Genomic DNA, 20,119 nt, shown 5'->3' on the forward strand with positions numbered 1-20,119 from the left:
CTATCGATACCACTGCTCGATAGCCCTCTGCAGCCGGGCAACCGCAGCCCGGATTGTCATGTCGCCGGCCTTGGCGCCGAGGGCCTGCTCCAGCGCCTTTGCCGTCTCGGCAATCGCCTGCGCGCCCATCATCAAGCCGGCGCCTTTTATTCGATGGGCGCGGTGGCTGGCCTCGGGAAAGTCTGCACGGGTGACTGCCTCCCGGAGCGTCGCCAGGTCTTTTTCCAGGGCTTCGCGGTACAGCGACTGCAACATGGCGGCGTCGTAATGTGACACTGGCCGGGCGGGTGGCGAGGGTTCATGGTCAAGCCACAACTGCAACAGATTGCGCAATGCGTCCAGATATAGCGGTTTCTTCAGGACCCCATCCATGCCACTGTCCATGCAGCGCTTCAGGTGGGCCGGGCCACTCTGGACGGAGAGGGCGATGATCGGCAGGTAGTTCGGCCCGCGCTCTCTCGCCCGAATACGCCGTGCAACTTCGTAGCCACTGATTTGCGGCATATAACAATCCAGCAGCATCAGTCGAATGGGCTGTTGTTCTATGGCTTTCAACGCTTGCGCACCGCTCGACACCACCACGGCGCGGATGCCCAGGATCTTGAGTTGTTCGTTGAGGATAAAGCGGTGGGCGGGTTGATCGTCCACGACCAGTACGGCACCGGGCTCAACGCCGGCGCCTGTGCTTTCACAGCGAGCCTGGACTCGCCGAGCGCCTTGTCCGGCCTGTTCAACCGCCGCGTGACCTGACAGTTGCCTTATTCCTGAGGGACGGATTCCCGGGTCTGATGGAAGATCTTGAACAGCTCGCTGTCGTTCTTGACACCGAGCTTGCGATAAGCCGATTGCTTTTGTGTGCTGATCGTATTGGCACTGCGCGAAAACTTCGCGGCAATTGCATTCACGGACATGCCATCGAGGAAACAACGCAGCACTTCCTGTTCTCTCGGCGAGAGGTTGGAGCTCTGGGTCAACGAGGTGGACAGTTCGGGGCCCGCCCCCAGGTTGGCCAGAGGGAAACCTGATTGCGCCTCCGCTATCTGTGCGGTCATGGAGGGCTGCAGGTAAATCCGACCTTGTGCGACGGTTCGAATGGCGTTGGCCAGTTCCCCCATGTTCTGCACCTTGCCGAGGAAGCCCCGGCTCCCGGCCTTCAGCGCCAAGGCGACGGTGGCTGGCGTGTAGTGCGAGGACAGGACCAGCGGCTTGCATTTGCCGAACCGTCGCCTGAGCACCCGAATCAGGTTGATACCGTCGATTTCCGAAGGCCCCAGGATGAAATCGATCACCACCACATCCGCTTGCCGCTGTGCCAGTGCCGTCACCAGCTCCCTACCGGTTCCAAAGGACCCTATCACTTCAAGATCAGCTTCTTTGGCCAGGCCGATTTCGATCCCTTGGCGAACCACCTCATGGTCGTCTAACAACATAACGGTGTATGGGGTTGAAAACGAAGGGGACATGAAGAAGATCCGTGTTGTAAGTGTAATTCTTTGTAAGAATTATCTGTCTTTATGGTCAAGTTATAACGTATGGGTCAAAAGCTCGCAATGCGCTCGTCGGGAGGGCAGAGCCACGTTTGGCGTCTCCCGAAAGTCTAGTGTGAGGGCGTTTGGCACGATTGGGGGGAGGGTGTGTGAGTTTTCGAGAAATCACGAGTGAAGACTCGTTATTTCTCGATGGGTAATACCACCGCTCATGGCCAAAGTAGGGTTTCCCCCGCCGAGCGAGGCACTCCCGGAACCTGGGTACCGTGCCCGATCGTCGCAGGGGGGTTCATAAACCTACGAACGGGAACGCCATGAAAATTACTGCACTCTCCACCGTCGCTGCTTCTCTGGCCCTGGCCGCAGCGGTATCGCTGCCGGTGTCCGCCAACGACGGCGTGATCAATTTCAGCGGTCTGGTGACCGATGTGACCTGCACTGTCGAAGGCTCGGCACCGGGTACCGGGGCCGTGGTCAAGGACGTGAACCTGGGCGGTGTCTCCGCTTCGCGGCTGTCGAATGCGGGGGATCGTGCCAACCTGACCGGCTTCACCATTCGCATTGGCGCGCCGGGCGAGGGTGCCTGCACCAACGGTCGCACCGCCATGGTCGCGTTCGATCCGACCAGTCCGGCGATCGATGTCGCCACCGGTCGCTTGAACGTCGATGGCCACGATGATCCGAGCGATACCGCCACCGCCAAGAATGTCCAGGTCGAAGTGACCAACCGTGATGGCACGCCGCTCAACGTCTACACCGAGAAATCGGAAGGCGTGGTGATCGCCGACAACCAGGCACTGATCCCGCTGGCCGCGCAGATGTACGCCAGTGGCCTGGCCACCGAGGGTACGGTCAATACCCGTGTCGGTTTCATGGTCGAGTACACCGACTAAGGTCTGTCCGTGTAGACCTTGCCCGCCTCGGACCTGCGATAGCAGCGCAGGTCCTTCCCTCGGACCCGAAGAGAACTCAGCCGATGAAACGCATGGCCCGCTTCGCTTTTGTCTCCTGTGCGTTTGCCCTGTCAGCGCTGCAGGGGCTGTCTGCCCATGCCGGGGTGATCATTCATGGCACCCGCGTGATCTATCCCGCTGAACAGCAGGAAGTCATTGTCCGCCTGGAGAACAAGGGTAGCCGTCCGGCACTGGTGCAGACCTGGCTGGACGCTGGCGACCGGCACTCGACGCCAGCGACCGCGCAAGCACCGTTTACCCTGACCCCGCCGATCTTCCGAATCGAGCCGAACCAGCAGCAGGCCGTGCGCCTGCGCTATTCCGGTGAACCGCTGCCGAGCGACCGCGAAAGTCTGTTCTGGCTGAACGTGCTGGAAGTGCCGCCGACCGCCGCCGATGCCGCGCAAAAGAACCAGATCGAATTGTCTTTCCGTACGCGTTTGCGGGTGTTCCTGCGCCCGCAGGCGTTGCCTTACCCGGTCAACAGCGCCGCGTCGAAACTGCAATGGAAACTGGTGCCCCATGACCAGGGTTATGCCCTGCAAGCCACCAACCCCACGCCGTACCACGTATCGCTCGCCTCGGTCGATTTACTCGGTAACGGCCAGCGTTACAGCAAGGCGGCGAACAAGGCGGCCAACGACAGCCTGTTGCTGCCCTCCGGTGACGTCAAAGTCTTTGCGCTGCCCGGGCTGACGAGCCGACCCAATGGCGCGGCGAAGGTCGAATACACCGCCGTCAGCGACTTCGGTGCCCGCGTGCGCCACTCGGCCGGCCTGGTTTTTTAAATGCAGCGGACACCTCATGGCATGAATGCGACTCTGATTTCCCGCGCCCTGGCGCCGGCCATGGCCCTGCTGATGGCGCTGCTGGCCGCCGTTCCGGTGCAGGCGAGTGTGGTCCTCAGCGGCACTCGCGTGATCTACCCGCAGCACGAAAAGGAAGTGAGCCTCAAGCTCGAAAGCAAGAACCAGAGGCCGGTGCTGCTCCAGGTCTGGCTGGATAACGGCGACGAGCAATCCACGCCGGACCTGGCCGGGATCCCCTTTCTGGTCACGCCGCCGATCTTCCGCATGGAGCCGGAGCAGCATCAGGTCCTGCGTCTGTCCTATACCGGCGAGCCGCTGCCGCAAGACCGCGAGAGCCTGTTCTGGTTCAACATGCTGGAAGTGCCATCCCAGACGCTGGACGCCGAACAGAGCAACCAGTTGCAGCTGGCCTTCCGCACCCGGGTCAAGTTGTTCTTCCGCCCGACGAAGCTGCCCTATGAGGTGGAGGCCGCCGCGGCGAAACTGCAATGGCGACAGGTCTCCAGCGAGCAGGGCCAGATGCTGGAAGTCTACAACCCGACGCCTTATCACCTGAGCTTCGATCAGATCGACCTCGTCGCGGCGGAGCAGCGGCATGCCCGTGAGCACGGTGCGTCGGGAGCCGGGAATATGGTGGCGCCCAATGGCCGCAACCGGTTTTTGTTGCCAAGCCTGAAGTCGCGGCCGAGTACCGCGATGACCGCCGAGTTCGAGACGATCGATGACTTCGGCGTCAGGGTCTCGCACAAGACCAGGATCGCACCATGACTGTCCGAGCGCCTTGTCTTCCGCCGTAGCTGCCCGCCAATGGGTATTGAAAACGCCACGTAATTGCAGGAGCAGAGCTTGCTCGCGAAGAGGTCCGTGAGTACGCCAAGAGCTTCGCGGGCAATCGAGCGTCTACCGGTCGCGCCTACAGGGACCGTGTTCGTTCTTAACCGCCCCGTCTTACCTCCAGCCCGGTTTTTGCCCCTCCATCAGGGCAGGGGCTCGCTTTGCCGAAACTCGGCCAGAACCTACTTTTTGGAACGGTACACATGAGTTCGAACACGCCAGCCAGAGCAGGGAATTGGCCCCTGTCACGCCATCGATTGACGCTTATTGCCCGCAGCCTGTTAATGCTCGGCGGTGCCCAGGCCATGGTGAGCCATGGGGTCGAGCATGTGGCGTTCAATCCGGCTTTCTTTCCGGGTGGAGCGGCCGGGTTGCAGGTCGATATTTCCAGGTTCAACCAGGGTAATGTCGTGCTGCCCGGGACCTACCGTTCCGATGTCTACCTCAACGACCAGTGGATTGGCCGTGAAACCTTGACCTTCGCCGCGGTCGAGGGCCAGGACGCCGCGCAACTGTGCCTGGAGCGTGAGGCGCTGCTGACGTTCGGCATCGACCTCGACGGTATCGCCGAGCAGGCCGCCAAGGCTGGCGAAATGGTGCCGCCAGCGTTTCCCGACAAGTCGGTCTGCGGCGATATCGCCACCTACATACCGGGCGCCACTGCGCGTTTCGACTCGGGTGAAAACCGCCTGAACCTGCAGGTCCCGCAGCTTTACCTGGCGCGCAAGGCACGCGGTTATGTCAGCCCGCAGCAGTGGGACAGCGGGGTCGATGCGGCCTTTGTGCGCTATAACGCCAGCACCTATACCACCGAGGCCAATGGCCGCTCGCTCGCCTCGAGCTACCTGGGCCTGAACACCGGGCTCAACCTCGGCGACTGGCACTTTCGCCATAACGGTAGCTACAGCCGCTCCAATGGTGGCGGTTCCGGCTACCAGAGCAGCGCCAGCTATGTGCAGCGCGAATTGTCCCCTCTGCAATCGCAACTGATGGCAGGCGAGATCTATACCTCCGGCGAGCTGTTCGACAGTGTCCGCCTGCGGGGCGCCAGCCTGTTTACCGATGACCGCATGCTACCGGACTCCGTGACCGGTTTTGCCCCGGTGGTGCGTGGGACCGCCGAGACCAACGCGCGGGTCAGTGTGCGTCAGCGCGGCATCCTGTTGGACGAGGTCAGCGTGGCGCCGGGGCCGTTCGTCCTCGACGACCTGTTCCCCACCGGCTATGGCGGTGACCTGGAAGTCACGGTCACCGAGGCTGACGGTCGCCAGCGCCAGTTCATCGTGCCGTTCGCCACCAACGCCAACCTGTTGCGTCCCGGCTACAACCGCTACGCGTTGAGTGTCGGGCAACTCGATGAAGTGGGCCTGCGGCGTCCGCCCACACTGATGCAGGCGACCTATCAGCACGGCCTCAGCAACCTGCTGACCGGCTACACCGGGGCGGTGCTGGGCGAGGACTATCACTCACAGTTGTTCGGGGCGGCGTTCAACACACCACTCGGTGCGCTGTCGTTCGACCTGACGAACTCGAACGCACGGATCCCGGGGCACGGTTCGCGCCAGGGGCAAAGTGTGCAGTTGCGCTATAGCAAGAATTTCGCCGACACCGGCACCCACTTCGCCCTTGGCGCGTACCGTTATTCCACCGAGGATTTCCTGAGCGTGCGCGATGCGGCGCGGGTCCGCGACCTCGCGCTCGATGGGCTCGACCTGGACAGGGTTTCGCGCCTGCGTGATCGCATGGATATCAGCCTCAACCAGAGCCTGGGCAATGGCTCGGTCTATCTCACCGGCTCGTCGCAAAACTACTGGAACCGCAAGAGCGGCAACCTGACCTTCACCACCGGCTACACCGCCAACTGGAAGGGTGTGCACTACACCGTCAGCGCCCAGCGCAGCCGCGACCTGCTGAGCGACCGGGTCGACAAGCAGATCGATTTGACCCTGAGCATGCCCCTGGGCAGCGGCGGCCGCGCGCCGACCCTGACGACCGCCGCGTACCACGGCGACCAGAACAGCGGCGAGCGGGTCAGCCTGGGCGGCAGCTTCGGCGAGCGCAGCGAATTCGTCTACGGTGCCAGCGCCAACCACAACCAGGGCGGTAGTAATGCCGCCAGCGCCGACCTGCAGTACCTGGGACGACACGGCGTGGTTTCCGGCAGCTATGGCCAGGGCAATGCCTACCGTACGGCGTCACTCGGCATGACCGGCGGCATCGTCGTCCACCCGGGCGGCGTGACCCTGGCCCCGGAACTGGGCGACACCCTGGGCGTCGTCGAGGTACCCGATGCGGTAGGGGCGCGGGTCAATGGCAATCATGGTGGGCAAGTAGGGGAGAGCGGTTTTGCCGTGGTCCCCCATCTCACCCCGTATCGCAAGAACGTCGTCGAACTGGACCCCAAGGACTTGTCCGTCGACGTGGAACTCAAGGCTGCCGCGCAAAACGTCGCGCCACGGGCCGGCTCGGTGGTGATGCTCAAGTACGAGACCGTCAGCGGCCAGGCCATGTTGATCACGGCGCTCCGCGAGGATGGCAGCCCGCTGCCGTTCGGGGCCGATGTGTTCGATGAAAATGGTGCCAGCGTCGGCATGGTCGGGCAGGGCGGCAAGGCGTTTGTAAGGGTGCCCCGGGAACAGGGGCGGTTGACGGTCAGATGGGGTTCGCTCGCCACGGCCGCGTGCCGCTTTGACTACGACCTGAGCCCGGGGGCGTCCGCCGCCGGCACCGAACGCTTGCGTCTGCTGGACGGGGGCGATTGCCAGGGTGATGTCGCCATTGCCTCGGAGGAAGTGCCTGGGGTGGACGACCGCGATACGACCGATGAAACCAGTTGATCGTGGCGTGAACAGCCACGCCGATGCCAACCAACGCCTTATTTCATTCTTGCGGGACTGAACATGAAACCTTCCACCTCATTCATTCCGACACTGCTGGTCTTTTGCCTGCCGCTCGCCGCTCACGCGTGCGATTACTACCCGAACGGCCGAACCAGCGTGTCCTTCCCTGCCACCATCACCGTGCCGTCCACTTTGCCGGTGGGCGGGTTGATCGCCAGCCAGGTATTTACCGGCACTTATCCGAGTGGTGTCAGTACTTGCAATGCCGCGGTCTCACAGGTGGAAACCGGGCGTTATACCGATGCGGATGTGGTGACGGTGCCGGGGGTGAGTGGTCGCGTTCATCGCACGAATGTTCCTGGCGTGGGCATCCAGATTGTGGCGACGCTTCTCTCCGGGGCCACCTATCACCTCAATATGAGAAGCCAGGCGGCAACGCTTCCCGCGGCACAATACCGGCATGACATCCGAACGATGCAGGCGCGTTTTTACAAAATCGGGCCAGTTGCCAGCGGCACCTACGCTAGCGGAAATCTCCATGAAAACAGATGGTATGGAAACAATATCCACACGGCGGTTCTGAACACGGCCGTACGCTTTGTCGCCCCCAGCGCCACCTGCGATCTCGCCGCCGGCGATGTCAACCGCGCCATTACGTTGAATAACGTGCGCGTCAGTGATTTCACCAACGCCAACTCGGCGGGCGCCCGCGACTTTGAGTTGACGGCCAATTGCAGCGATGCCTCCAGCGTCACCTTCGCCTTTTCCGGCACGCCCGCTCCTGGGAGCAGCTATCGCTTCGCCAACACCGGCACGGCCAGCGGTATCGGCCTGCAGCTCTATTCGCGCATCGGCGGGGTTGCCCAGACCATCCGTGCCGACGGTACCGACAGCCGACGTACCGTGGCGGTGTCCGGCAATCGCGCGGTGCTGCCGCTGGGGGCCTCGTACTGGAAGATCGGCACGGTCAGCAAGGGCACGCTCGCCAGTACCGCCACTGTCTCTATTACCTATAACTGAAACTGCATGAGGACTACCCGATGAATCTTCGAGCCTTGCCTTTGCTGTTGGCGATCAGCGCCAGCATTGCCGCCAGCGCGGCCCATGCCGCGACTACCGGCATCCTGCGTTTCAGCGGTCGGATCGATGGTGGCACCTGTAATCTGGCGCTCAGTGATGTGAACCGCCCGATCACGCTACCCACCGTCAAGGTTCCGGATTTTGAGGGGGTCGCGCATGCGGGACGCTACGACTTCCAGATCAGCGCCAACTGCGATACGGACATCCGCAATGTGACCTTCCTGTTTGCTGGCACGCCTGCCGCCGGGGATGGCGCGCGCTTTGCCAATACCGGGACCGCGAGCGGTATCGGCCTGTGGTTGGCGCAGCGGCCGGCAGGTGGCGGTACCTCGACCATTCCCGCCAATGGCACGGTTGCCCAGCGCAGCCGCACGGTGGCAACGGCCGGCAGTCTGGCGGTCCTGCCATTGCTGGGGGCGTACCACAAGACCACTGGCGCGCTCGGCCAGGGTACCCTGGCCACTAACGTGACCATCTCGATCACTTACGATTGAGACCCGCGTCGCCGGCTCCTGCAATTGGTCGCGCCGAGTTCAGGGGCCGGACGCGCTATCTACAGGCTTCAGGCGCTCCAGCGCTCCCGATGCTCCAGCAAAAAATCCACAAACGCCTTCAACCGCAACGGCACATGCCGACCGTGCGGATAGAGCAGGGAGAAGGGCCGCGAACGGCCTGCGAAGGGCTTGAGCACTTCCACCAGGGAGCCCTCGGTCAGCTCTTTCTCGACAATGAAACGATAGGTCTGGAACACCCCGGCATCGTGCTTCGCCAGGGTCACCCCACCCAGTACATCATCGGAGCAGCAATAGCTGCTCTCGGCCAGCAATTCCCGTTCCTTGCCCTGCGCATCCTTGAACAACCAGGCAATCCGGCGCCCGCTGCTGGGCAGTTCGAACTGTATGCACTCGTGCTGTTGCAGGTCTTCCAGCGTCTGCGGTGTACCGGCCCGTTGCAGGTATTGCGGTGTGGCGATCACCACCAGCTCCGCGTCTTCCAGGTGCCGGGCAATCAGCCCCGAGTCGGGCAGCACCCGTACGCGGATCGCCAGGTCGTAGCCTTCTTCGACGAAGTCGATATTGCGGTTGCTGATATGCACCTCGACCTTAACCGCCGGATAACGTGCGCGAAAGGCCGGCAGCAGCGGCAGGATGCGGTGGTGGGCGTAGGTGGTCGGGATGCTGATGCGCAAGGTGCCGGCCGGCTCCTGCTGTTTGCCCATGACTTCTCGCTGTGCTTCGGTCAGTTGGGTCAGGGCCTGGCGGCATTGCTCGAAGTAACTGCGGCCGCCCTCGGTCAGACGCACGCTGCGGGTGGTGCGGGTGAACAGGCGCACGCCGAGGCGCTCTTCCATGCGCGAGATCGAACGACTCACCGCTGCCGGCGTAACCCCAGCCACCTGCGCTGCGGCGGTGAAGCTGCCGGCCTCGGCCGCCAGGCAAAACAGCTCGATGCTGCCGAGCATGAGGTCATCGAACTGTCGTCGCATGATTGATTACACTGCGGGATCAAATGAAGTACGGGAATCCGTATTTATCAAATGAGTGTGGGGCAATAGAGTGAGTTCCACCAGATCAGCGGTAAACCTTCTTTCAACCACTGGAGCACAGCATGCCTTTTGTCAGCGTTCGTATTACCCGTGAGGGCGTGACCCGCGAGCAGAAAGTCCAGGTCATCGCCGAAATCACCGAGACCCTGCAGCGGGTCCTCGGAAAACCGCCGGAGTTGACCCATATCGTGATCGAGGAAGTGGATACCGATAACTGGGGACATGCCGGCCTGACCGTCACGGAGCACATCAAGCTCAAAGAGTAGACCCGGTCCCGGCGAAATTGGCCTTTCATCGCAACATTTCGCCGCCCACAAAGCTGTAGGAGCCGGTTTGCTGGCGATGCGAGCGCTGCGGTGCTTCAGGCAAACCGCGTTATCGTTCATCGCCAGCAAGCCGGCTTCTACATGAAACCGTGTGGTGTCAGCGCTGGCCTCAGTGCCCGGCCACCACCCGTGCCGAACCTTCGGCAGGCTCCGCATATACCGGCCCCAGTCGATCCAAATGACCGCTCCAGGCGGTCAGCGCCAAGGCCAGCAATACCACCAGCCCGCCAATCCAGGTGGTATGGATCAGCCCCAGATTGGCGACGATCAAGCCACCGATCCAGGCCCCACCGGCAATGCCGAGATTGAAGGCGGCGATGTTCAGGCCCGAGGCGACATCCACCGCATGGGGGGTGTGATGCTCGGCCTGGCGCACCACATAGATCTGCAGGCCCGGCACGTTGCCGAAGGCCACCGCGCCCCAGGCCAATACGGTCAACAGGACCAACCACGGATGGCCGGCGGTGAAGCTCAGCACGAACAGCACGACCGCCAGCAGCAGGAAGATCAGCTTCAGCGCACCGATGGGGCCGCGCTTGTCCGCCAGTTTCCCACCCCAGATATTCCCCGCTGCCACCGAGATGCCGTAGACCAGCAGCACCAGGCTGACAGTACCGGGCTGAAAGCCGGAGATGTCCTGAAGGATCGGCGCCAGGAAGGTAAAGGCGATAAAGGTGCCGCCATAGCCGGCCGCGGTCATTGCGTACACCAGCAGCAGACGTGGTTGTTTCAACACTTGCAGTTGCTGGATCAGCGAGGCCGGCTTGTTGTGCGCGATGTTCTTCGGCACATAGATCAGACTGCCGATAAAGGCGATCACACCCAGGGCGGACACGGCGAGAAAGGTTTCGCGCCAGCCGAAGTGCTGGCCGATAAAGGTCCCCAGCGGTACGCCGGTAACCAGGGCCACGGTCAGGCCGGTGAACATGATGGCAATCGCACTGGCGGCTTTTTCCTTCGGCACCAGGTTGGTGGCGATGGTCGAGCCGATGGAGAAGAACACCCCGTGGGCCAGACCGGTGACGATGCGCGCGAGGATCAGCGACTCGTAGCTCGGCGCTTGCCAGGCCAGCAGGTTGCCGAGGGTGAACAGCACCATCAGCGACAGCAGCAGGAGCTTGCGTGGGACCTTGCCGGTGAGGGCGGTCAGCACTGGGGCGCCGATGGCGACGCCCAGGGCATAGAGGCTGACCAGCAGGCCGGCGGAAGGCAGGTCGACCCCCAAGTCGGCGCCGATGGTGGGTAACAGACCAACGATGACGAACTCGGTCGTCCCGATGGCAAAGGCGCTGAGGGTCAGCGCCAACAAGGCAATGGGCATGGCTGCAACTCCGGTAGGTTTGATCAGGGGCGCAGTGTCGGGGTTTCACTTGTGCGGAAAAATATAGGTAAAGGCACAACATATTTGACCTGAGGGCAAAGATCGGTGTCAGGCCGGTTTGTTCGTCACTCGTGAGTCCGTGGAGGGCACTGCAAGCGAACTTTGTCGCCTCATCAGCACTCAGTTTCTTACAGAGATGGCTGATGAGGTGTCCGGTTTTGCCCAGGATCAAGAAGACCATACTGCTGACCCTGTTCCTGCTGTGCGCCAGCGGTGGGGCTGCTGCTGTCCCTGCGCTGCCGCTGTCCACGAGCGCACCGGCCAGCACCCCCACCAAACCCGAGGTGCTGGTGCAGGGCGGATTGCTCGGCACCCTGAGTTCCAGCATCGATGACGCGCAGAACCAGCTCGACCTCAACGGCCACCTGCTCGACGCCTGGCGCCTGCGGGCCGACCGAGCGGCCGATGAGATGGACCAACTGGTCAGCCAGGCTCGCGAGCGTTCACCCTGGAGTGTGGTCGGCGACTTCCTGCTCCTGTCGCTGGCCTGGCTCGGCAGTTTCGCGGCATTGTCCACGGCGGGACGCTTCGCCGCCCGTCGTATCAACCGGCATCGCTGGTTACAACCCCGTGAGCGCAGCCAGTCCGTGCTCGGTTACCTCTTGCCTTACTTGCTACCGGCGTTGGCTGCCCTGCCGCTGACCCTCTATATCGGCCACTTTCTGCCGGCCTCGGCGGGACGGGCGCTGGCGTTGTGCCTGACCTACGCCAGCAGCAGCGGTATTTTTTCCAGCGCAGCGCTGCTTTGCCTGACGGTGCTGTTCAACTTCGGCCACAAGCGCCAGGCCGTGCGGATCATTTGCGCCGACAGTCCGCGGCAGCTGTTTGCGATCGGCTTCCTGGCTGCCTTGAGCGATGCCCTGACCAGCCCGCAGATCGCCCAGCAACTGGGCGGCAATATCACCAGCAGCGTCGCGGTGTTCACCGCGTTGTTTGCCTCGATCCTGTTCGGCGTGCTGGTCTTCAGGTTGCGGCGGCCGGTAGCGCACCTGATCCGCAATCGCCCGCTGAGCCAACGCCTGAAGCAACCGGCACTGCAGGAGTCGCTACGGATCTTTTCCGGGCTGTGGTACTGGCCGATCCTGTTGATGGTGCTGGTCTCGACAGTGAATCTGGTCGATGCCGGCGAAGACAGCCAGAAAGCCTTGCGCTGCGCCTTGCTGAGCACCGTCCTGCTGATTGCCACGGTGTTTCTCAGCACCGTGTTCCAACACCTGTTCAAAGCCCGTGGCGTAGCGTCGATCCAGCGCAGCAGCGTGTACAAGGAACGCTTGCTCAGCGTGCTGCACGCCGTGCTGCGTATCGTCCTGGCGGTAGGTTTTATCGAACTGCTTGGGCGGATCTGGGGCTTTTCGTTGTATGAATTCGCCGAGCAGAACACGGTGGGTCGGGCCATCAGCGATTCCCTCAGTCGCATTGGCCTGATCCTGCTGGCGACCTGGTTGCTCTGGGTAGTGCTCGATACCGCGATCCAGGAATCGCTCAAGCCGCCGATCAACCGCCGGGCGTCACGCCAGCCGAGCATGCGGGCCAAAACCATCCTGCCGCTGCTGCGCAACGCGCTGAAAGTGATCCTGCTGGTGATCGGTGCGATCACCACCCTGGCCAACCTGGGGATCAATGTCGCGCCCTTGCTGGCCGGTGCCGGAGTGGTGGGGCTGGCCATCGGGTTCGGCTCGCAGCAGTTGGTGCAGGATGTGATCACCGGGCTGTTCATCATCATTGAGGACACCCTGTCCATCGGCGACTGGGTGGTGCTCGATTCCGGTCATGCCGGCACGGTGGAGGGCCTGACCATCCGCACCTTGCGCCTGCGTGACGGCAAGGGTTTCGTACACTCGGTACCGTTCGGCCAGATCAAGGCGGTGACCAACCAATCGCGGCAATTCGCCTTTGCGTTTTTCTCGGTGCAGTTCACCTACGACACCGATGTCGACAAGGCCACCGAGTTGATTCGCGAAGCCGGGCGCTCGATCAGCGAGGACGCCCTGCTCAAGTTCAACCTGCAAGGTTCACTGGAGGTGTTCGGGGTTGATCGCATGGACCTCAATGGCGTGGTGCTGACGGCGCAGTTCCGCACGGTCTCGGGCGGCCAGTACAGCGTGAACCGGGCGTTCAACGAGCGACTGAAGAAGCTGGTGGACCAGAGTCCGTGGGTGCATTTCGCGCAGACTTATCCACAGCCGGTGATGCTGGCGCCGAGGGTGCCAGTGGTGGAGCAGGAGCCTGCCGCGCCAAGGGCCGTCTAGGCATTTTCAGAGACAGTGTGGGTAATGCCAGTCAGTAAGGCGCGATCTTAAGTCTGGTCACAAGACCGAGTTCTGTTTCAAATTTCCTTAACTGACTGGCACTAGGCGGGATTGGGTCAGTTTTTTGCGGACTTCGGCGGCAGCCGCCTGGTCGAGTTCGAGCCAATACAACTGCTGGCCGGCGATCTCCGCCGCCGCCGGAACGCCATCGCGATAGACCAGGCGATTCCCCGCCAGCGCCGGTACCTTGTTCCCCGGCAACAAGGTTCCCGCCAGGTTCAGCGGATCGGCGCCGCACACCGCGACCAGGCTGCCATCCGCCGGGCGCCGGCGCACTTCGCGCAACAACGCAATCGCCTCCGGCAAGGCAAACTGCTCGCCCGCCAAGCCGCTGATAAAACGTCCGCCGCGAATCTCGCCACGCGCTTCCAGGCGATGAAAGGTGCGCAGCAGTTCCCGCCAGCTCGGCAACCAGTCCGCCTCACGCTCCAGCAAGCGCCAGAACACCACGCCGTAACGCCGCAACAAGGTCATGGCGATATGCTCCAGGGTCTCGGCTGGTACCTGGCCGCCTGTCGGCACGGCCGCCACTGAACGGCGCAGCAAGGCCCAGCGTCCGGCATCGTCCATCCCGCCGACAAAGGCTCCACGCCCACGTCGAGCGCTGCGGGCCTGGCGTTTGCTGGCCGGGGTGATCAGCGCCCGCAGGCCGGCAAAGCTGTCGGCATTCACCCAACCGGCGCCGACCAACTCCTGCAAGGCGCTTTCCAGTTCGGTGGGCAGCAGATGGGCCTCATGCAGCAACTCATCGAAAAACAGCGCGCCCTGTTGCGTCAGCGCGGCATGGACCTTCTGCGTACGCGGCGACAACTCTGCCACCGTTGTCTGTTCCGTCAGGCTGCTCCACAGCGCGACCTGGCCCCGGGGCAGCAACACCACCGGCGTGCTGCGCGAGGCCGCGCTGGTGCTTTTGCCCCGGGCACTGAGGCGAGCCCAGACCAGCTTGCCCGAGCGACACAACTCATCGAGCCAGGTCGGCGAATAGTCCTTGAGGCGTGCGGCCAGCACATCGCTGTCCCAGGCCCCGGCGGCGACCGGGAAACCTTCGAACTGGCTGACGATCATCCCCAGGGCGGCACTGCCCTGGCCCTGGCCGGCGGGGGAAAGGTGCTGCCAGTCGAACAGGAAACGCATGAAGTCCTGCACCGCCACCGGCTCGATTTCCCGCCGCAGGCGCTTGACCGTGTAACGGTGGATCCGCGCCAGCAGGTGACGTTCGCACCACTGTTCCCGAGGCGTTCCCGGGCTGAACTGACCGCGCAGCACATAACCCTCGCTTTCCAGCTTCGCCAGGGCCTGGGCCAGTGTGGCGCCGGACAGCGCCAGGGGCTCGGCGATCTCCGGCAGCGTCAGCGGGGCAAAACCACTGAGGCGGGCGCGGACCACTTCGACCGCCGCCTCATCGGCTTCCCACGGCTGGTCGAAACCGGCCGGCGGTTGCAAATGCGGATGCAGCTCAGCCTGTGGATAAAGTGCTTGCAGGCAGGTCAGGCGCTCCAGGGCGGTCCACAGCGTGTGCGTTGTATCGACCTGCAAACGGGTGGCGCGGCCTTGTGCCGCGAGCGCCTCAAGCCAGGCCGGCCACGAGGGATTGGCCCGGGCTTCGGCGTCGCTGATCGCGGCCAGGCTCATCAACGCTTCATGCATTTCATCCTCGCCATTGGGCGCGGGCCAGGCCTCCTCGGCCACGGACTGGATGGCCTCGGCATCCAGCGCGCCGAGGTCGTCGGTGCTGCTCGGATCGCTCCAGCGGCGGTTCAGTACGGCCTGGGTGCGACGCTCTTCCAGCGGCGCATCGTCGAGAAAAGTGTACGGCCGGGCGCTGAGGATTTCCGCCGCCAGGGGCGAGGGCGCCGGCAGGTCGCGGGCGATCAGCCGGACGTCGCCGGCTTCCATGCGCCGCAGCAGGGCCAGCCAGCCTTCGCAATCCATGGCTTCGTGCAGGCAGTCGTCGAGGGTCTGTTCCACCAACGGGTGATCGGGAATCTCGCGCTCGCCGGCGAGGTTTTCCAGGCAGGCGATCTGGTCGGGGAACACGCACGCGGTCAGGTCTTCGCTTTTCATCCGCTGGATCTGCGGCGCCACCTTGCGCCCGCCGACAAAACGCGGCAGCGCCAGCGCGACCCCGGCATTCCAGCGCCAGCGCACGCCGAACAGCGGGGCGTCGAGCACGGCCTGGATCAGGATGTGTTCGGCCGTGTGGCTGTTGAGGTAGCGCCAGACCTCGTCCAGGGCAAAGCTGTGGCTGGTGGACAGCGACAGCACGATGGCGTCTTCGCTGGCGGCGGCCTGCAATTCGAAGTTGAAGGTGCGGCAGAAACGCTTGCGCAAGGCCAGGCCCCAGGCGCGGTTGATCCGACTGCCGAACGGCGTGTGGATCACCAACTGGGTACCGCCGGACTCGTCGAAGAAACGCTCCATGATCAGGGTGTCCTGCGAGGGCAGGGCGCCCAGGCATTGTCGGGCGCGGGCCAGGTACTCGACGATCTGCTCGGCGCTGGCCGGGTCCAGGCCGAGGGTCTGGCGCAGCCAGTCGAGGCTGGGTTGCAAGTCCCCCGGTGTCGCGTCCAGCAACGCATCCAGGTGGGCATGCAGGCGGGCCACGGCGAAGGACAGCTCGGCGCTGCGCCCCGGAGCCTCACCGAGCCAGAACGGAATGCTCGGCGGTTGGCCGTGGGCATCCTCGACCCGTACCTTGCCGGTTTCGACCCGCAGGATGCGATAGGAGCTATTGCCCAGCTGGAACACATCGCCGGCGATGCTTTCCACCGCGAAGTCCTCATGCACCGTGCCGATGTTCAGGGCCTGGGGTTCGAGCAGCACGCTGTAGTCGGCGTTGTCCGGTATGGTCCCGCCGCTGGTGAGGGCGGTCAGTTGGCTGCCACGGCGGCCGCGCAGGCTGTGGCTCAGGGCGTCGCGGTGGATATAGGCGCTGCGCAGGCCCTGGCGACTGTTGAAGCCTTCGGCGAGCATCCGCAGCAATGCCTGATAGTGGGCCTCGTCCAGCTCGGCATAGGGCGCGGCGCGGTGGATCAGCTCCAGCAGCGGCTGTTCCTGCCATTCCTGGCAACTGACCTCGGCGACGATCTGCTGGGCCAGTACATCCAGCGGCGCGCGGGGAATCAGCAAGGTATCCAGCTCGCCCCGGCGCACGCAGTCGAGCAGGGCGGCACATTCGATCAATTCGTCCCGTGAGGTGGCGAACAGCCGGCCCTTGGGCGTACCGCCGACCTGGTGGCCGGAGCGCCCGACCCGTTGCAGAAAGGCCGCGATGGAGCGCGGCGAGCCGATCTGGCAGACCAGCTCCACCTCGCCGATATCGATGCCCAGTTCCAGCGAGGCAGTGGCGATCAGCACTTGCAGCTCGCCGCGCTTGAGCCGTTGCTCGGCATCCAGGCGCTGCTCCTTGGCCAGGCTGCCATGGTGGGCGGCCACCGCGCCTTTGCCCAGGCGTTCGCTCAAGTGTCGGGCCAGGCGTTCGGCCAGGCGTCGGGTGTTGACGAAAACCAGCGTGGTGCGGTGCTGCCGGGCGAGTTCGGCGAGGCGTTCGTAGACCAGCTCCCAGACATCGTTGGCCATCACCGCCGTCAGCGGCACGGGCGGCACCTCGAGGCCCAGGTCGCGGGGGCGAGCATGCCCGATATCGATGATTTCACAGCTGCGCCCGCTGCCCACCAGAAAGCGCGATACCGCATCGATGGGCTTTTGCGTGGCCGACAGGCCGATGCGCAGCAATGGCTCGCCACACAATGCCTGCAAACGTTCCAGGCTCAGGGCCAGGTGGCTACCGCGCTTGCTGGCGGCGATGGCGTGGATCTCGTCGACGATCACCGTACGCACGGTGCCCAACATGTGTCGGCCGGAGTCGGAGCCGAGCAGCACATAGAGCGACTCCGGCGTGGTCACCAGAATATGCGGCGCGGTCTTGCGCAGGCGCGTGCGTTCATTCTGCGGGGTGTCGCCGGTGCGCACCGCGGTGGTGATCGACAGCGGCGGCAGACCCAGAAGTTCGAGCTGTGCGGTGATGCCCGCCAGCGGGTCCTGCAGGTTGATACGGATATCGTTGGACAGCGCCTTGAGCGGCGAGACATAGACGATCAGGGTTTGGTCCGACAGTTCACCGCCCTGGGCCAGGCCCTGCTGAACCAGGTCGTCGATCACCGCGAGAAAGGCCGTCAGGGTTTTGCCGGAGCCGGTGGGCGCGGCGATCAGCGTCGAGCGGCGCTGGCGGATCAACGGCCAGGCGCGGGCCTGGGCGGCGGTCACGTCGGGGAAGGTCTTGCGAAACCAGGCGCTGACGGCCGGGTGGAACCCTGCCAGGGCGTCGTGGACGGATTCGGGGAGATTCATGGGTTTATTTATGCGGTCGCACGGCCCAAGTTGCAAGTAGTGAGGGACTCGAGTCTGTCTGCGTCATGTGGCGAGCGGGCTTGCCCGCGCTGGGTCGCGAAGCGGCTCCGAACCGACCATCCAGGTCTATCCGATAGGCCGCGATGGCCGGTTTTGCGACTGCTTCGCAGTCGAACGGGGGCAAGCCCCCTCGCCACAACGGTACCTTCAGGCACTTTATCCGTGACGGTTGCGCGCAAAACCCGCAAAATGCAAGGATTCTGGCTATTGCCAGCGGTAAGGCCACAAGCTTTTCCGCTAACTACCATCGTTCTGAACAGACTTGGGCCTGCTGACTCTATGCGAATGCGCCTTATGTTACTGGGCGGCGGAAATGCCCTTGGGCAGGCGCTGATTCGCCTGGGTGCGGAGGAAGACATCGGTTTCCTCGCTCCCCGTCCGCCACAAGAAGGCTGGGACGCCGCGACCCTCACGCAACTGCTCGACGACACCCGTCCAGATGCGTTGATCAACCTTGCCTTCTATTTCGACTGGTTCCAGGCGGAGACGGTCGGCGAAGCGCGCCTGGCTGATCAGGAGCGCGCGGTCGAGCGACTGGCCGAACTCTGCCAGCACCACAACATCATCCTCCTGCAACCTTCCAGCTACCGGGTGTTCGACGGCTCACGGGCCACCGCCTACAGTGAAAAGGACGAACCCGTCCCCCTGGGCCTGCGCGGCCAGGCGCTGTGGCGGATCGAACAGAGCGTGCGCGCGACTTGCCCACAACATGTGTTGCTGCGTTTTGGCTGGTTGCTCGATGACAGTACCGAGGGCACCCTCGGACGCTTCCTGGCCCGGGCCGAGAAACCTGACGAACTGCTGATGGCCGATGACCGGCGCGGTAACCCGACGCCCGTGGATGACGCTGCCCGGGTGATCATCTCGGTGCTCAAGCAACTCGATTGTGCCGCGCCGCTGTGGGGCACCTACCACTACGCCGGCCACGAGGCGACCACGCCGCTGGCCCTGGGCCAGGCGATTCTCACCGAAGCCCGGCAGTTACACCCGCTGGCCATTGAGGCCCCGACCGCCCAGGCCCACGCCGCGCGTCCGGATGCGGCGGAAGAACCGCAGCACGCGGTGCTGGCCTGCAAGAAAATTCTCCATACCTTCGGCATCAAGCCGCGTGCCTGGCGTGCGGGGTTGCCGGCGCTACTTGACAGGTTCTATCGTCATGGCTGATGCCCCGATTCTTATCACCGGTGGCGCCGGCTTCATCGGCTCGAACCTGGCCGAAGCGCTGCTGGAGCAAGGTTACTCGCTGCGTATCCTTGATGACCTGTCTTCCGGTAAGCGCGGCAACCTGGCCCTGGACAATCCCCGGGTCGAACTGATTGAAGGCGATGTGGCCGATGCCGCGCTGGTGGCGCGGGTGATGCGCGGTTGTCAGGCCGTGGTGCACCTGGCGGCGGTGGCCTCGGTGCAGGCTTCGGTGGAGGACCCGGTGCGGACCCACCAGAGCAACTTCATCGGCACGCTGAATGTCTGCGAGGCCATGCGCCAGGCGGGCGTCAAGCGAGTGTTGTTCGCCTCCAGCGCGGCGGTCTACGGCAATAACGGCGAAGGCGAGTCCATCGTCGAGGATACCGCCAAGTCGCCGCTGACGCCCTATGCCTCGGACAAGCTGGCCAGCGAACAATATCTGGACTTCTACCGCCGCCAGCATGGCCTGGAGCCGGTGATCTTCCGTTTCTTCAACGTCTTCGGGCCGCGCCAGGATCCGTCCTCGCCATATTCCGGGGTGATCAGCATTTTCTGCGAACGGGCGTTGAAGGGCTTGCCGATCACCATCTTCGGCGATGGCGAGCAGACCCGGGACTTCATCTACGTCGGCGATCTGGTGCAGATCCTGTTGCAGGCGCTCAAGGCGCCGCAGGTGCTGGAGGGCGCGGTCAACGTTGGCCTGAACCGGGCGACGACGCTCAAGCAGATGCTGGTGGCGCTGGGCGAGGTGGTCGGTGCGCTGCCGCCGGTGACCTACGAGCCGGCGCGCTCTGGGGACATTCGCCATTCGCGGGCGAACAACCAGCGGATGCTCGAGCGCTTCGCATTGCCCGAACCGACGCCCATGAGTGTCGGATTGGCGCGTTTGCTAGGGCGCTGAAGTCGCTTGTCCAAAATGAAAAAAGGCGCCTGATCACAGGCGCCTTTTCTCATGGGGG

Annotated in this window: 16 protein-coding genes; 11 read left to right on the forward strand and 5 right to left on the reverse strand. The window is 63.7% G+C overall.

The window, feature by feature from the left end; translation table 11 throughout:
* Positions 1-648 carry a response regulator gene (locus tag M5B99_RS21820; RefSeq protein ID WP_248805933.1) on the reverse strand — a complete coding sequence of 216 codons (648 nt, stop codon included), beginning with the start codon at positions 646-648 and terminating at the stop codon, positions 1-3.
* Here M5B99_RS21820 and M5B99_RS29995 point away from each other — a divergent pair.
* The gene (locus M5B99_RS29995; RefSeq protein ID WP_263860606.1) at positions 628-750 is read left to right on the forward strand and encodes a hypothetical protein; all 123 of its coding nucleotides are present in this window, start codon (positions 628-630) and stop codon (positions 748-750) included. The two genes, M5B99_RS21820 and M5B99_RS29995, sit on opposite strands and share 21 nt — an antisense overlap.
* 8 nt (positions 751-758) lie before the next feature.
* On the opposite strand, the gene M5B99_RS21825 is transcribed toward M5B99_RS29995, so the two are convergent.
* Positions 759-1,463 carry a response regulator transcription factor gene (locus M5B99_RS21825; RefSeq protein ID WP_248805934.1) on the reverse strand — a complete coding sequence of 235 codons (705 nt, stop codon included), beginning with the start codon at positions 1,461-1,463 and terminating at the stop codon, positions 759-761.
* 338 nt (positions 1,464-1,801) lie between these two features.
* Here M5B99_RS21825 and M5B99_RS21830 point away from each other — a divergent pair, with 338 nt between their 5' ends.
* The 6 genes from M5B99_RS21830 (at position 1,802) to M5B99_RS21855 (ending at position 8,497) form a co-directional block, all read left to right on the forward strand.
* Positions 1,802-2,380 (forward strand): fimbrial protein, encoded by a 579-nt coding sequence (locus M5B99_RS21830; protein WP_248805935.1) that lies wholly within the window; start codon positions 1,802-1,804, stop codon positions 2,378-2,380.
* Positions 2,381-2,463: 83 nt separating this feature from the next.
* On the forward strand, positions 2,464-3,228 hold the full coding sequence (locus tag M5B99_RS21835) for a fimbria/pilus periplasmic chaperone (RefSeq protein ID WP_248805936.1): 765 nt from the start codon (positions 2,464-2,466) through the stop codon (positions 3,226-3,228).
* A 21-nt stretch (positions 3,229-3,249) separates the two neighbouring features.
* Positions 3,250-4,017, forward strand: coding sequence for a molecular chaperone (locus M5B99_RS21840; protein ID WP_248805937.1), 768 nt, complete (start codon positions 3,250-3,252; stop codon positions 4,015-4,017).
* A gap of 269 nt (positions 4,018-4,286) precedes the next feature.
* Positions 4,287-6,920, forward strand: a complete 2,634-nt coding sequence (locus M5B99_RS21845; protein WP_412548754.1) for a fimbria/pilus outer membrane usher protein — start codon at positions 4,287-4,289, stop codon at positions 6,918-6,920.
* A gap of 63 nt (positions 6,921-6,983) precedes the next feature.
* Complete coding sequence (locus tag M5B99_RS21850; protein WP_248805938.1) at positions 6,984-7,943, forward strand: fimbrial protein; 960 nt, start codon at positions 6,984-6,986, stop codon at positions 7,941-7,943.
* Positions 7,944-7,963: 20 nt separating this feature from the next.
* Positions 7,964-8,497 (forward strand): fimbrial protein, encoded by a 534-nt coding sequence (locus tag M5B99_RS21855; RefSeq protein WP_248805939.1) that lies wholly within the window; start codon positions 7,964-7,966, stop codon positions 8,495-8,497.
* Between the two features lie 68 nt (positions 8,498-8,565).
* Here M5B99_RS21855 and M5B99_RS21860 read toward each other — a convergent pair whose 3' ends face one another.
* Entirely contained in the window at positions 8,566-9,489 is a 924-nt protein-coding gene (locus M5B99_RS21860) for a LysR family transcriptional regulator (RefSeq protein ID WP_248805940.1), read from the reverse strand.
* Between the two features lie 122 nt (positions 9,490-9,611).
* On the opposite strand from M5B99_RS21860, the gene M5B99_RS21865 reads away from it, so the two are divergent.
* Complete coding sequence (locus tag M5B99_RS21865; RefSeq protein WP_248805941.1) at positions 9,612-9,815, forward strand: tautomerase family protein; 204 nt, start codon at positions 9,612-9,614, stop codon at positions 9,813-9,815.
* A 169-nt stretch (positions 9,816-9,984) separates the two neighbouring features.
* Here the strand turns inward: M5B99_RS21865 and M5B99_RS21870 are convergent, their stop codons facing one another.
* Entirely contained in the window at positions 9,985-11,196 is a 1,212-nt protein-coding gene (locus M5B99_RS21870; protein ID WP_248805942.1) for an MFS transporter, read from the reverse strand.
* Positions 11,197-11,414: 218 nt separating this feature from the next.
* On the opposite strand from M5B99_RS21870, the gene M5B99_RS21875 reads away from it, so the two are divergent.
* On the forward strand, positions 11,415-13,505 hold the full coding sequence (locus M5B99_RS21875; RefSeq protein ID WP_248805943.1) for a mechanosensitive ion channel family protein: 2,091 nt from the start codon (positions 11,415-11,417) through the stop codon (positions 13,503-13,505).
* 87 nt (positions 13,506-13,592) lie between these two features.
* Here M5B99_RS21875 and M5B99_RS21880 read toward each other — a convergent pair whose 3' ends face one another.
* A complete protein-coding gene (locus M5B99_RS21880) occupies positions 13,593-17,915 on the reverse strand; it encodes a DEAD/DEAH box helicase (protein WP_248805944.1) in 4,323 nt (1,440 codons plus the stop codon).
* Positions 17,916-18,254: 339 nt separating this feature from the next.
* Between M5B99_RS21880 and M5B99_RS21885 the strand changes: the two genes are divergently transcribed.
* On the forward strand, positions 18,255-19,139 hold the full coding sequence (locus M5B99_RS21885; protein WP_248805945.1) for a sugar nucleotide-binding protein: 885 nt from the start codon (positions 18,255-18,257) through the stop codon (positions 19,137-19,139).
* Positions 19,132-20,061, forward strand: a complete 930-nt coding sequence (locus M5B99_RS21890; protein WP_248805946.1) for an NAD-dependent epimerase/dehydratase family protein — start codon at positions 19,132-19,134, stop codon at positions 20,059-20,061. Before M5B99_RS21885 ends, M5B99_RS21890 begins: the two co-directional genes overlap by 8 nt.
* The last annotated feature ends 58 nt before the right edge of the window (positions 20,062-20,119 follow it).

This window comes from Pseudomonas sp. MWU13-2100 (genome assembly GCF_023242365.1).
Lineage (GTDB): Bacteria > Pseudomonadota > Gammaproteobacteria > Pseudomonadales > Pseudomonadaceae > Aquipseudomonas.

What these genes read in the sequence shown, in the direction of transcription:
- M5B99_RS21865 (WP_248805941.1), top strand. Translation starts at nt 9,612, where the DNA reads ATGCCTTTTGTCAGCGTTCGTATTACCCGTGAGGGCGTGACCCGCGAG.
- M5B99_RS21845 (WP_412548754.1), top strand. Translation starts at nt 4,287, where the DNA reads ATGAGTTCGAACACGCCAGCCAGAGCAGGGAATTGGCCCCTGTCACGC.
- M5B99_RS21830 (WP_248805935.1), top strand. Translation starts at nt 1,802, where the DNA reads ATGAAAATTACTGCACTCTCCACCGTCGCTGCTTCTCTGGCCCTGGCC.
- M5B99_RS21890 (WP_248805946.1), top strand. Translation starts at nt 19,132, where the DNA reads ATGGCTGATGCCCCGATTCTTATCACCGGTGGCGCCGGCTTCATCGGC.
- M5B99_RS21860 (WP_248805940.1), bottom strand. Translation starts at nt 9,489, where the DNA reads ATGCGACGACAGTTCGATGACCTCATGCTCGGCAGCATCGAGCTGTTT.
- M5B99_RS21850 (WP_248805938.1), top strand. Translation starts at nt 6,984, where the DNA reads ATGAAACCTTCCACCTCATTCATTCCGACACTGCTGGTCTTTTGCCTG.
- M5B99_RS21855 (WP_248805939.1), top strand. Translation starts at nt 7,964, where the DNA reads ATGAATCTTCGAGCCTTGCCTTTGCTGTTGGCGATCAGCGCCAGCATT.
- M5B99_RS21835 (WP_248805936.1), top strand. Translation starts at nt 2,464, where the DNA reads ATGAAACGCATGGCCCGCTTCGCTTTTGTCTCCTGTGCGTTTGCCCTG.
- M5B99_RS21880 (WP_248805944.1), bottom strand. Translation starts at nt 17,915, where the DNA reads ATGAATCTCCCCGAATCCGTCCACGACGCCCTGGCAGGGTTCCACCCG.
- M5B99_RS21825 (WP_248805934.1), bottom strand. Translation starts at nt 1,463, where the DNA reads ATGTCCCCTTCGTTTTCAACCCCATACACCGTTATGTTGTTAGACGAC.
- M5B99_RS21840 (WP_248805937.1), top strand. Translation starts at nt 3,250, where the DNA reads ATGAATGCGACTCTGATTTCCCGCGCCCTGGCGCCGGCCATGGCCCTG.
- M5B99_RS21870 (WP_248805942.1), bottom strand. Translation starts at nt 11,196, where the DNA reads ATGCCCATTGCCTTGTTGGCGCTGACCCTCAGCGCCTTTGCCATCGGG.
- M5B99_RS21885 (WP_248805945.1), top strand. Translation starts at nt 18,255, where the DNA reads ATGCGAATGCGCCTTATGTTACTGGGCGGCGGAAATGCCCTTGGGCAG.